General features: G+C 33.7%; 9 protein-coding genes. 4 read left to right on the forward strand and 5 right to left on the reverse strand.

What is annotated here, in order from left to right:
• Window positions 1-97 precede the first annotated feature (97 nt).
• Together A9G28_RS09605 and A9G28_RS09610 are read right to left on the reverse strand one after the other, a co-directional pair.
• Window positions 98-553 (reverse strand): STY0301 family protein, encoded by a 456-nt coding sequence (locus A9G28_RS09605; protein ID WP_065580526.1) that lies wholly within the window; start codon window positions 551-553, stop codon window positions 98-100.
• A 178-nt stretch (window positions 554-731) separates the two neighbouring features.
• Window positions 732-935, reverse strand: a complete 204-nt coding sequence (locus A9G28_RS09610; protein ID WP_065580527.1) for a heavy-metal-associated domain-containing protein — start codon at window positions 933-935, stop codon at window positions 732-734.
• A 142-nt stretch (window positions 936-1077) separates the two neighbouring features.
• Between A9G28_RS09610 and A9G28_RS09615 the strand changes: the two genes are divergently transcribed.
• From A9G28_RS09615 to A9G28_RS09630, 4 genes are all read left to right on the forward strand, one after another.
• Window positions 1078-2016 carry a hypothetical protein gene (locus A9G28_RS09615; protein ID WP_065567886.1) on the forward strand — a complete coding sequence of 313 codons (939 nt, stop codon included), beginning with the start codon at window positions 1078-1080 and terminating at the stop codon, window positions 2014-2016.
• A 590-nt stretch (window positions 2017-2606) separates the two neighbouring features.
• Window positions 2607-3695 (forward strand): RNA ligase RtcB family protein, encoded by a 1089-nt coding sequence (locus A9G28_RS09620; protein WP_065580528.1) that lies wholly within the window; start codon window positions 2607-2609, stop codon window positions 3693-3695.
• Window positions 3695-4315: a peptide chain release factor H gene (gene prfH, locus A9G28_RS09625; RefSeq protein ID WP_065567888.1), complete on the forward strand. Its 621-nt coding sequence runs from the start codon at window positions 3695-3697 to the stop codon at window positions 4313-4315. Before A9G28_RS09620 ends, prfH begins: the two co-directional genes overlap by 1 nt.
• A gap of 349 nt (window positions 4316-4664) precedes the next feature.
• Window positions 4665-5702 (forward strand): AI-2E family transporter, encoded by a 1038-nt coding sequence (locus A9G28_RS09630; protein ID WP_081301563.1) that lies wholly within the window; start codon window positions 4665-4667, stop codon window positions 5700-5702.
• Between the two features lie 596 nt (window positions 5703-6298).
• Here A9G28_RS09630 and A9G28_RS09635 read toward each other — a convergent pair.
• The 3 genes from A9G28_RS09635 to A9G28_RS09645 all read right to left on the reverse strand — a co-directional run bounded on the left by A9G28_RS09635 (window position 6299) and on the right by A9G28_RS09645 (window position 13416).
• Window positions 6299-9097, reverse strand: a complete 2799-nt coding sequence (locus A9G28_RS09635; RefSeq protein ID WP_065580530.1) for a M16 family metallopeptidase — start codon at window positions 9095-9097, stop codon at window positions 6299-6301.
• Between the two features lie 5 nt (window positions 9098-9102).
• Entirely contained in the window at window positions 9103-10770 is a 1668-nt protein-coding gene (locus tag A9G28_RS09640; RefSeq protein ID WP_218057361.1) for an ABC transporter ATP-binding protein/permease, read from the reverse strand.
• Between the two features lie 120 nt (window positions 10771-10890).
• Window positions 10891-13416 carry a TonB-dependent receptor plug domain-containing protein gene (locus A9G28_RS09645; RefSeq protein WP_081301564.1) on the reverse strand — a complete coding sequence of 842 codons (2526 nt, stop codon included), beginning with the start codon at window positions 13414-13416 and terminating at the stop codon, window positions 10891-10893.
• Window positions 13417-13505 lie beyond the last annotated feature (89 nt).

The raw sequence follows: 13505 nt of genomic DNA on the forward strand, positions 1-13505 counted from the left end.
AAACTAGGGTTTAAAATTTTAGTGGGATTTGAGTTATCGGCTATTACATATAACAATACATATAACAATACATATAACAACAAATCTCATATTTCAACTAATGCAAGTCCTTTGCCTCACTTGTGCTACAGGTAAGTGTCCCTCTTTTTCCTTGTTCATCTTCAAAATAGTCAGCCCAGCAACTTTTCATTGATGAATCAATTTTTTTTATTAGCTCAATTCTGCTTGTACTGTAAGCGCAACTAACATAATAAGGTTCAACATCTGTGTGGTAATTAACTTCCCATATTAACTCATGTTTCTTACCAGCAACCGTTCCTTTTGCTGGTTTTAAAGCACCCATTCTAGAAGGGTTATCGTAATAAACAATCATGCTATGAAAAGAGCTACTCAGGCTATCTTTATCAGAAACCTCCCATCCATCAGGCCTGTTTTCAACTTCTTCTTTAACTTTGATGTTTTGTGGGCAATCAATCTGATAAGCATTAACAAAAAAAACCGCACTAAACCAAGCCATAATAGCCACAGTAACACTCAATATTTTACCTTTCATAGTCTATATCCTTTTCACAATAGCTTATTAATAAATAGATAAACGTATTCTAGTATATTTCCAAAATATGCTGATACTTTAAACAAATTTTTTGTTATTTCTTTTTTAAGGTAAAATTTCAGCAAGGTAGCATAACAAAGATGCCTAAGAAACCTAGTGCTATCAAATATAGAGATAGTCAGTTCGCAGTTCCAACAAACTCATAACCAGCCTCATTAATCGCAGTGATAGCGGCTTCTTGCGTAATGGAACTATTTTCGATAGCAACTTGGCGCTTAGTTAAATCAACGGTCACTTTTGCGTTTGGGTCAATGTCATTAATCGCTTTTGTTATCATTTTCACACAATGCTGGCAATTCATATTATCGACTATCAATTTCATAAAAATCTCTCTATTCCTAATGTTATTTAATAAACAACCAAACAAAATACCTATTTATAACACTAATTTTATTTGATTACATTTAGTTTTTTTCATAAAGATGATAATATTTACTTCCTTTTTACACTTATAACAAAATATTATGATGAAAAAAATAAAATATTCTTTATTGTGGATTTGCAGTTTAATCCTTGTTGGCTGTTCTGAACCTAGTTCTATCGAGCGTTGGATTGACAACCCTACTGCTAACGAAATAAAAGTCACTATTGATGGTAAAGAATTAACTATTCCAGCCAAATCGGGTGTTAATTATACATTTGAATACGGCAAACATACCTTATCGTATAATAATGATGACTTCAATTTTGTTGTAAAACCGGCTCAATTTGGAAAATTAGGTCTTATTAACCCAACACAAAGTAACTATTATTTATACACAGTCATCTATTCAACGTCTGAGTTGAATGATGAAGAATACGAAAAGATTTTAAGAGAAAAAAGAGAAATCAATAACATTCCAGCCATTATTGATGGTAAAGCGCAAGAAATAGAATTGCCAGCAAAATTAATCAATGATGTATTTATTGAACACAGCCAATATCATTGGGATTATTCTTATGATCAACCTTTTCCAAAAGAAATAACCCAAGACCTAAAATTGAAGAAAAACCAATCTTATCAAGAACGTTTTAGAAAATTATATCGTGAAAGCGACTTTATTGAATTCTTAAAAGAAGATGAAAAAGAAGACATTAGCTTTCCTTACAATCCTAAAAAGTTCAGTGAGATAAGCCAATATGTTATTCCTAAGATTGACTTAAATAACATAAAATGCGAAGCAGGTCGTCAATATATGGAAAGCCTATTAAATGACTGGAATCACCTTATGACATTAAAAGGTAGTGATTTTAAAAAACCATACGACAATTTGGCATCAAATGATGCAATGGCTAAAAGTTATCGCTCAAAAGAAAAATGTACAGAAGAAAACGATCCTGAGAAAAGTTACAGTAAAGAATTGGGGAAATTCGTTGATGCTCTTCGAGATACTCGTGATGTTAACTTTTATGTGATCAAATAATAGTCCTTGATCATTTTCAAAAAATCGAAAAAGAGGTTGCGAAATAACCTCTTTTAAAAAGAGTAAAATCATTTTAAACGGTTTTATGCCTCGAGAGCTTACAGACAAGTGTTCTTCCTATTTTTATCTCAAGGATAAAAGGCTAAAATTTTACTTTTTATGTTGTTTTATTAATTAAAATTCTTCACGCCTACTATTTACATCTTATAAAAAAATAACTATGATACTCACCATTATTAACTGCAAAGGAGAATTGATTATGATTTGTTTAACTAACCTTTGCAGGCTTATCGCAAAATAATTAAGTAGTAACACTTCTCATTTTTACTTCAATTCATTCTGCTGATCTTAGCCTGCCAATATAACCTATACCCAATACTTAAAGATAATTTTGCTTTACATTGTTAAAGTAAGCGTTGTTTTGGATTAACAATAATTAACTGTTGTGATCAAATCAATGTTAAGTGCAAAGCTGAATTTTATATGTATTATTTTAATTTATAACGTTTTTTACATTTAATTTATTCAAAAAATTTGTCTTTATACATCATCAGGGTATAACAATAATATTGATTAATATGGATTGATATATGGACAATTCTATACAGGTGCTATCTGACAAAGCATCATATATTGCATCAAAAAACACATGGATTGAAGGCGTGGCTATTGAACAGCTACTGGCAACCGCTAATTTGCCGAATATGGTTAAAGTTGTGGGCATGCCAGATCTTCATCCGGGAAAAGGCTACCCTATTGGCGCTGCTTATTTAAGCCGTGAAATCATCTACCCAACTTTAATTGGCAGTGATATTGGTTGTGGTATGGGTTTTTGGCAAACTGAAATCAATATAGCTAAATTGAGTATTGATAAATTGGAACGGCAAATTGGTAATATTGATCAGTCAAATACTCATCATAAATACAATCTTGGTACAATTGGTGGTGGTAACCATTTTGCTGAATTACAAAAGGTCAGTAAAATTTGTGATGAGTCGTTATTTAATGATTACCAACTCAATGCTAAGAAGTTGTTTTTATTAGTGCACAGTGGTTCAAGAGGATTAGGTCATGCGATTTTACAAAATCAATTATCGCGTTTTGGTAATCAAGGTTTACTTGAAAACAGTCCTGAAGCATTAGACTATCTAGCTAAGCACGATAACGCAATAGCATTTGCCAGATTAAATCGTCAAGTTGTCGCTGAAAGATTAATGGCAAACCTAAATACACAAGGGGTTGAAGTGCTAAATGGTTGTCATAATTTTCTCGAAAAAGTCATGTTGAGTGGTCAGACGTATTGGTTGCATCGTAAAGGCGCCTCTTCAGCAACAGATGAATTAGTGATTGTACCCGGATCGCGTGGGGATTATAGTTATTTAGTTAAGCCAATACAGCATGAAAATCTTCTTATGTCATTAGCCCATGGTGCGGGGCGTAAATGGCGTCGGGCCGACTGTAAAGGCAAGTTAGATAACCGCTATTCAATGCAAGAACTTAAACGAACCAAATTGGGGAGCCGTGTCATTTGTGAAGATAGCAGCTTAATTTTTGAAGAGGCGCCACAAGCTTATAAATCAATTGAGAGTGTAATTGAATCGATGCAACAAGCAAACATTGTTAAAGTGATCGCACAACTTACTCCAATATTGAATTATAAAACACAAGGAGGTCATTAATGGCATTGCTCTTTTTTTCATCTGCCAAAGGGCCTGCTGAATGCACTTTAGCTGTTGCGAAAGCCGTAACGCAATTTCTAAATGAAGCAAGTAAATTATCAGTAACAACCGAAATAGTCGAAAGCGTATTGGGCGATAAGCCCAATACTTTCCGTTCAGTGCTTATTTCAATTGAAGGCTTACAGTGTGATCAATTAATACAGCGTTGGCTTGGAACCGTACAATGGATTTGCCAAAGCCCATATCGACCAGCACATAAACGTAAAAATTGGTTTATAGGCATTACCTGCTTACAAAACCCTTCACAAATAATGGATAGTACTATTGAATTTACGACGATGAAATCATCGGGAGCTGGTGGCCAGCATGTCAACAAAACCGAATCTGCCGTTCGTGCAACACATATCGCAACGGGTATTAGTGTCAAAGTACAGACCGAACGAAGCCAACATGCCAATAAGCGATTAGCGAAATTATTATTGGTGCATAAACTTGCTGAATATGAAAATAATTTACATCAGCAGAATAAAACTATACGCCAGCAATTTCATTACTCAGTACCAAGAGGTAACAGTAGTTTAGTTTTTTATGGCAAAGGATTTCATGAAAAAATAGAGTAACCATATTATGTAGATAACATATTTATTATCTACATAAATCAATATTTATCATAGAGTAAAGATAAGGTCGCTACAACATTCTCACATAGTCTTTCCACCTTATCGTTATATAATGCCATTTTGTACAGGATGGTGTATTTAACTATAGCAAAAAAGCAGACGTATAATTTATCCTCTGTTATAATCGCTTTCTTTTTGAACTTAATGCTATGTTTTGAAGTACATTTTAGAATTATTTTAAATCGCCTTAATTTTATCGATTTTTTTTAGCACAAATAGCAAAAAAAGAATATGTTAATATTTAAGGTTAAAAATTAATAGTTAATCGGCTATTTATTGAAAGGAATTAATGACCATGATACTTGATAATAATCAAAAATTAGGACTTTTTTGTCTTACATTATTTTCTGTTTTTTTCATTATTTTAATGCAAGTTCATTTAATGCCTGCAGTGATTGCAGGTTTATTAACTTATACCTTAACTCAGAAATTAGATGATTTCTTATCGCGAAAAATGATGCGCTTTAGCCATCGATCAAAATTAGTTTCGGTATTAGTCCTAACGACTCTGATTATTGGTATTTTTATTGGTGGTTTTTGGTATTTATTTGCTTGGTTTGTTGACATGGCTAAGCATCCTACCGAAACGTTAACAAATATGAAATTAGTGGTAAACAATGTAATAAACAGTCTTCCACCGAGTATTACTCATTATTTGCCAGATGATTTAGATGAAGTTAAATCCACGATAATGGTTTATCTTAAAGATCATATATTCTATCTACAATCTATCATTAAAAAAGTATTTCACGATTTAATCATATTAATTGTGGGAATGATTATTGGGTTAATTCTTGGTTATAAAGAAAATCAACGTAACGTTGATGACAACAAAGTTGTACAAAGACCACTAACTAAAGCCTTAAAAGCAAGTTTAAACCGATTAGTTGTCGTATTCCAGTATGTTGCTATGTCACAAGTTGTGATTGCATTATTTAATACAATAATGACGTCTATTTTGTTATTTATTATTCTGCCTGTGTTTGGTATTCATTTACCGTTTAGCAAAAGTTTAGTCTTAGCCACATTTGTTTTTGGACTTATTCCAATTATTGGAAACTTAGTTGTTAATGCATTAATCTTTGTTGTTGCATTTACAGTATCATTCACTGTTGCGATGGCGATTATTGTTTATTTAATTTTAATTCATAAAATGGAATATGTACTTAATGCCAAAATAGTTGGAACAAAAATTCATGCAGGCATCTGTGAATTATTAATTGCGATGCTATTTTTAGAAACACTTTTTGGTGTGATTGGTTTAATCTTTGCACCTATTTTTTATGCATTTATAAAACTATCGTTAAAAGAGTTGGAAATTATTTAATTTAAATATAATCAATCTTTTGCATATTAGCGGTGATTTCATTTACGTAGACAACTATTTACAATAAATCTATTACTGGGTAATCATATCTCGATATTACCCAGCATCAATATGCTAACGAATGCCGTATTAATATTCGCATAGAGATATAACGGATATAGCTTGCCTTTCCCAAAAATAATATAGTGAAGAGTCGGCAATGCTCCATGATAAAAATAAAAGAGGATTTGAATACAAGAAAAGACAAAACAAGAAAAAACAAGTTAATTGTATCCATAAATGAAAAGAAGCCGTTCATTACCAAAGAATAATTAACTATAACGCCTAACAACCCAATAAGGCACATAAATCATATTTGCTTCCTATTGAATACATGTAGCGTAATTTTCTATACCAAGTGTGAACTCATTATGGCGTATTTACATGCTAATTTTTGATTTTATCAGTTTGAGCAATAGCTAAACACAAAATAGCTCTATATTTTTGAGTCGTATCGGAATGTAAATTTACCCATACAATAAAAATCAGGAAACTAAAAGTAATACTCTATATGCTAACTAGTTTATTACTTTTGATTCCTGACTAAATTGATAATTTTATTGATTTGAATTATCGACCTTTTTAGGTAATAAAGTGAAAATTTTTGGATTTTTACCTAATAATTGCGTAGCTAAATGGTTCGTATCTTGCAATGTAATGGCTTCAATGAGATTGGCTGGCATATTTAACTCATCAAAATGGCTACCATCAGCTGCAGTTTGTGCCATTGCGGTTAACCAATAGGTAGAACTGGCCTTTTTTTCTTGATAATCAATTAACCATGATTTCTTTGCTTGCTGTAACTCATCTAAAGTCACGCCATTACGCGCTACAGATTGAATTACCTCATCTGCCAACACTGTTATAGCATGGGCTTTGTCAGGGGCTGTCGTAAAGTTTAGCCTCGCTAAATAATAGGAAGTCGGATATTTGATCAGTTGCTGCGAAAAAATAATGGTATAGACGCCAGAGGCCTGCTCTCTAACATAATAACGTAATCTTAAATTAATAATATAGTCAATCAGTTCAAGATTAAGTTGATCACGTAGCTGCCATGGTTTTTGCGCTGAGTAAAGTATACTAACCATTGATTTATCGCTACTAGCCATAGGGTATGTTTTTTGCATTGATTGATGAATTGGTATGATACCGTTATCTACCCATGCGTTTTTTTTATCAGTAGTGGGTAGACCAGCAAACCAATATTCAACTAATGGTTTAATTTCATCAATCTTAAAACGTCCAGAAATAATAATATTGGCCGATGGTGATAAAGCAAATGCACGTAAATAGTTTTGCTTCAGTTGATCTGCTGAAAAATCCCTCCAAGCACCATCAGGTGAAACTAACAAACGATCACCATGATTAAAGGCATTTTGATTGATTAAGTCTAAAAACTGCCTTTCAACAGGTTGTTTGGAATAAGCTAAGCTTAATTGTTGTTTGGTTTGGGCTAATTGTTGGGGGTCAAAATTAGCGGCGGTTAATTTCAAATAAAATAATTTAAATAATGATGCTAATTGATCATTCGGTGCCTTTCCGCGTAAACCATGATAAAGCAGTTCGGCATAAGGGGAAACAGTAATTTGGTGTTGCCGACTAAATTGGTTTAATTTTGCTGAAGTATACGTTCCATAACCACTATCTTCCGCCAATCTTTGTGACCAACGCATAATACCTAATTGTTGATCGCTATCAAGAGATAATCCCCCAGGGATCTGTAATAACATTTCAACATCACCTGATAAAGTATTATCAGGGCGTGCAATAACTCGAAGCCCATTGCTTAATTGCCATTCATATGCATTGATTTCACTAATATTGTGGGTTGCTGTAATTTTTCCTTGTAATGCAGGCTTGATATCAAGATTAACTTCTTCTTTCTTAAATGGAAACTTTCCTAACTGAGTTTGTCTAATCGTTTGCCATAATTGTTTGATTTGCTCGGCATTAACCGAATTTTGATCACTATCTGGACCAATAACTGCAATCCGTAAATTAGCGCTGTTTAGTCGCTCACCCACTATTTTTTGCAGAGCGCTTGCATTAAGTGTTTTTAATATTTGTGTTGTTTGAGTTAATTGTTGTGTTTTATTTTGTATAGGCAAACTATTTGTAATATTGTTAACTAATTGATTAGCTAAATAATCATTTTGATAGTTAATTTCATTTTCTGCCTGTTGTTTTAATTTTGTTAAAATTTGGTTTTTAACTTGTTGCAATTCTATTTCTGATACTGGGCTGGTTGACATACGTTGTATTTCGGAAAACAGATGCCTCATTGTCTCTAAATACTGTTGATCTTTTGTCTGTGCAAAAAGAAGGTATTGCATACGTTTGTTATCAAATAAAATACCTTGTTGATTAATTTGAGCGCTAGGCAATATTTGATTTTCTACTAACAATGATAGCCGATGATTAAGTAACGTTAGCCAGACTAAATCAAAAATATCTTCTTTTATTCCTTGAGGTGTATTTAAAGCTGTGGGTAAATCACGTTGTAATGCGATTTGTATTAGTCGTTGCCCTTGTTCGCGATCAAGGATAACTTTAACTAGTGGCTCGTTTTGTGGTGAAAAAGCTCTTAATTGCGGAATATCAACTGGTGCATCACCTCGTGAACGCTGACCAAAAAGTGTATTAATCCATTGTTTAGCTGATTTAGTATCAAAATTTCCTACTGCAACTAAGCTCATTCTTTGTGGCTGATACCAATTGTTATAGAACGTTTTTGCTTCCTGAACCGGTGCGTTTTTTATGATATCTAACGAACCAATTGGAGCTCGATTAGCGTATAAACTTCCATGATAACGTAGTTCATCTAAGAGGGTATTAATGCGGTAAGCCACGCCTTGCCGTAAGCGCCACTCTTCAATGATAACATCGCGTTCACTTTCATAATCTTGTTGTTCAAATGAAATATGATAAGCCCAATCCGATAATACGGTTAATCCTTTTTCTAATTGTAGAGCTTCACTAGCAGGTAACGATAAGCGATATACCGTTGAATTAAAGCTGGTGGCGGCATTAATGTGAGTTCCCAAATGGATTCCATATTCTTCTAGCGATTTAAAACTAGATTTATTAGGAAAATTTTTTGTTCCCTTAAATGCCATGTGTTCAACAAAGTGAGCTAAGCCTAGTTGATTTTCATTTTCTTGCAATGAGCCACTGTGCACAATTAATCTTAACTCTAATCCTGCTTTTGAGCGAGGTTGTAGATAGACAGTTAACCCGTTGTCTAATTGATAAGTTTCTATCGTAGGATTGGATTCAATTAGCGTATTTGACCAGCATAAATGGGGAAAACTAAGCAATAGGGAAAAGAAAATATAGTATAAAAAATTTTTTAACATCGAATTTAAACCTTAGATATAAACACAGTCTCAAACTCGGCATTTTGCTGTGCCAATTTTTGTATTGGTAAAATAGCCGTATCATCTAAATTGATGACTTGTTTAACATGATTTTGTATTGGTTGATGAGAAATAAAGATCATCGCGCTTTCTGGTAATTTTTTCTGTAATAGCGAAATAAGTTGATAGACACTTGGTAAATCCAATGCCGAAGTTACTTCATCTAACAAGATTAGTTCGGGTTTGTTAAGCAACACCCTAGCAAACATTAAACGTTGTTGTTCACCACCTGATAAACGGTTCCCCCAATCACTTTCGGTTTCTAGCTCATGACTCAATTTATCTAGCCCAACTAATGATAATGTTTCAAGCAACTTTTGTTGTGTAAAGTTTTTTGAGCAAGCAGGGTAAGCCAATAAATTATCCAACCTATCGTAACTAAGGCGTATTTTTTGTGGGATCCACAGATAATTATCTGTACGTTGAATAATACCTTGATAATTTGTCCAAAAACCACTAATGGTTTTTAATAGTGTTGATTTACCTATACCCGAACGTCCTTGAACCAATAACGTATCGCCTTTAGTTAACTGGATATGAGTCGATAATAGGACTTGCTGATTATCTGCACTTTTTAATATTACCTGCGCATCAAGTAGCGTATCATTATGGGTAGTTTGAGTAATTGTATTTTCAGGTAATTCATCTAAAAGCCGAACGAAATGATAAAGCCTTGTTACTGTCGCTTGCCAAATTGCAATATCTCGATATGCATAAATAAACCAACTTAATGCCGAGGAAACCTGCATAAATGCTTGTCGAATTTGCATCAAGCCACCTAAATTAATTAAGCCAGCAATAAAAGCAGGTAATGCAAAAAAAATCGGCGCTAAAGAAGATACTTGTTGGTAACCTACACTAAAAAATGAAAGATTTCTTTCATAATTCATCAAATTTTGCCAATTATGAATAATGGTTGTAAATTTGTTTTTTAACCTAGTCGTTTCTTGTTTTTCACCATGTTGGCCAGCGATTGCTTCGCTAGATTGGTAACAATGAATCAATGTCGCTCGGTAATTAGCTTCGCTTTGCTGTTTTTCGATATTAATTTTATGTAAAGGTTTACCTATAGCATGAGTGCAAATAATTCCTAATAATGTATAGATAGCGCAAGCAAAAACCATATAACCAGGGATATGAATATCTATCGATAGTAAGGTAAAGGAAATAGCACCAGATAGTGTCCATAAAATGGCAGTAAAGGAGATTAATGTCATAAACGAACGCAAAAATGAAAGTAATAAATCTAGTGATTGTTTAATCAGTAAATTGATATCTTCAGCAATACGTTGATCGGGGTTATCAAGTTCAATATGTTTTATTTTAAGATGATAGTGATGAGAATGTTTGGATAACCATTGCTTAGTTATTTTTTCTGTCATATGGTAACGCCAAATTATTAATAGCTTCTTTTGTAAATAATCAGCGTACACAACGACCAAAATCATCATAATAATAAGAATAATAAAATCGCCCAATAAACGATAAAGATTTTGCTCGTTTAAAGCCTGTAGTGCATTATAAAAATCTCCATTCCATTGGTTTAATTTAACATTAAACCATACAGTAGATAAACTTAAAGCGATAACACTAAGTAATAATAACCAAGCCATTTTGGATGCTGAAGAACACCAAAATGGCTTTACTAAATATAAGAATTGTTTAATTTTTTGCATGTTTATGCGACAGTAAAATTTATATTATTGCGAAAAAAGTATAACGTTTTATGTAAATTAGAAGTCATAACCAACTTGAATCCAAAATTGGCGACCAGGAGCATAAGCATTGACAATTCTGTCATTACCTGCCGCATCAGCACCATAAACATAACGATCGGTAACATTTTTTTTATTTAAAATATTATTAATTTCTACAGAAAAATTAGCACCTTTAGCAAAAGTTGGCGCCCAACCGAGTTTAGCATCCCAACGAAGCGTACTGGCAAAGCGTTCTTTTTCGTATTTTGCCATTTTATCCCCCGTATTTGGATCGATGTGATATTGGTTACTATAACGAACCGCTTGATTTCGCGGGCTTTGCCATTGTAGTAAGTTGTAAAGCGTTAAATCATAGTCTGGAATTTTGCTTGTCAGTTCGAAATTGATCTTAACGGGAATATTAAAATCGGTTGCAGGTAAATCAGATGCTTTAATTATTCTACCGTTATACCAAACTTTATCATGGCGAACATTATTTGCGGGATCATAATGCGCATAACCTAGCTCTTTAGGTGTATTGCTTTCACTTTTTTGCCACGAGATTGAAGCCGATGCAGTATGTTCAGCGTGATAAAATTCGATAGGTAGTCTATTTTTTACCACTAATGACAAAGTATCATGCGTACTGCGCCCAGAGTTATCAAAGGTTCGAATGTTTGATCGACCATTATCATATTTAGGGCGACTGCGAACTTCATCATAACTTTCACGATGTACATATTGTAATTGCCATAGACTGTTTTTTACAACCTGCTCAAAACCTAAACTAATTTCATCATTATAAGGTGTAGAAAGCGAATTAAGCCCTTCAAAATCAGTTGAGCTTATCCAATCTTCATCAACTTGTCCTGGTGTACAAAAGTAATAGCAGTTCTTTAATCCCGCATTTTGTGCACCATATAAAGCATAAGCCATCATAGTACGGCCATAATAGCGGTTGATTCCAGCAGTTAATACAGTATTACCGTTACCAAAGGTGTCTAAACTTGTCACAAATCTTGGTGCTAGGTTGACGTCTTTAATAAAATTATCATAATCAATACGTATTCCAGGACGGACTGTTAAGCGACCGTATTTGATCGTGTCATCGGTAAAGAATGCGTAATTATCGTAACTTGCTTGATAATGGCCAGCTTGGAAAACCGAAGCATGATCGGCATAAGAGAGCCAAGGGAGGGCGTCCCATGTGCCCGTATAGGTATAACGATAAAAATCTTCATTTCGAATATAACGCGCTTTGGTTTTTGCTAGTTCGAATCCGATAGAGGGTTCATGCGTGGTATCCAACCAAGAAATTGGTTTAAAATCAAGTTTTGTCTTTAATCCCCAATTATCTTGTTTAGTGGTTAAATTACCAACGCCTCCCGAATGATATTGCACGGGGCTACGCCAATCAGAATAATCAACCAATGTAATAAAATAGTTTTGATCGTTGGTTCTTTTATCTTCTAGCTTTTGATAACTTGTTGTCAAATCTAATTTGGCAAAATTAAACTCATGCAGTAATTGCAAGGCCATACTTAAGCCATTATGCTTAGTATTGTAACCAGAATTAGCAACGGTTGCGGCAAATGAGTAATTGTTATATTGTGAATAATTGGTAGAAAAATTTACTGATGTTTGGTTTGTTGCATACCAAGTAAATTTAGATGAATAGTTATTTGAAACACGTGTTTGGTTTTTCATACCGCCGTTTTTTCGAATTTCAATCAGATCTTCACCATCTAATAATAATGATGGACCTTGATAAGAGACAGAAGAGATATCAGATTCTCTTCTTGATGCGGCAAACATTACACCTAAATCGTCAGTAAGACCTGTTTCAAACCAACCGCCAAAACTTTGTTTACTGTACTTAGGTTGAAATCGACTCGGATGACTGGCATCATTGGCGGAGCTATCAAATTTAATCGCTGGATCGACATGCGTTTTATTCCATGAAGATTGGGTTTTACGATAAAAAATATTACCATTAGTTTCATGATTCCAACGACGGCTAATTACATCTATAACACCACCTGTAAATCCACCGTATTCAACGGGGATATTATTGTCATATAATTTAATTTCATTAATTAAGCGGCTATCAATATAAAGACCTTGTTCATCGCTATCAACACGCGTATTGGTTACGCCTAATCCTGGATCGATTGGATCGACATCATTATTAAAGCTTACACCATCTAATTGATAATTATTTTGGTAGCTGGTATTGCCATGAATCGAGATATCGGCAGGCTTAATTTCACCTTGCGTCATGCCGTTGTTACTGCTATTCGACATTTGTATCGCAGGCAAAGTTTTCAATACATCCGTGATATTACCATCGCCCGTATTTGATTGATTGATTTTATTTGAATCAATTGCTTGAGAGGTTGATAATTTAGCTGAGGGTGCTGTTACAATAATGACGTCATCGTCTTTTTTGTCATCTTCGCTTTTTTCAGCTATCTGTTGGTCGATCTGATTTGGGCTGGATAATGCTGTTGGGTTATAACTAATTAAAAACAGGGGTAAAGCCGATACTACTACTTTTTTCATACAAAAACGATCCTTGGGAAATACAGACAAATATAATAGTAATAGATTTATTGCCAATTTATATTTAATAATGATATTTATTATCATTA

Origin of the sequence: Gilliamella sp. Fer1-1, assembly GCF_001690825.1 — a bacterium.
Classification (GTDB): Bacteria; Pseudomonadota; Gammaproteobacteria; order Enterobacterales; family Orbaceae; genus Gilliamella; species Gilliamella apicola_C.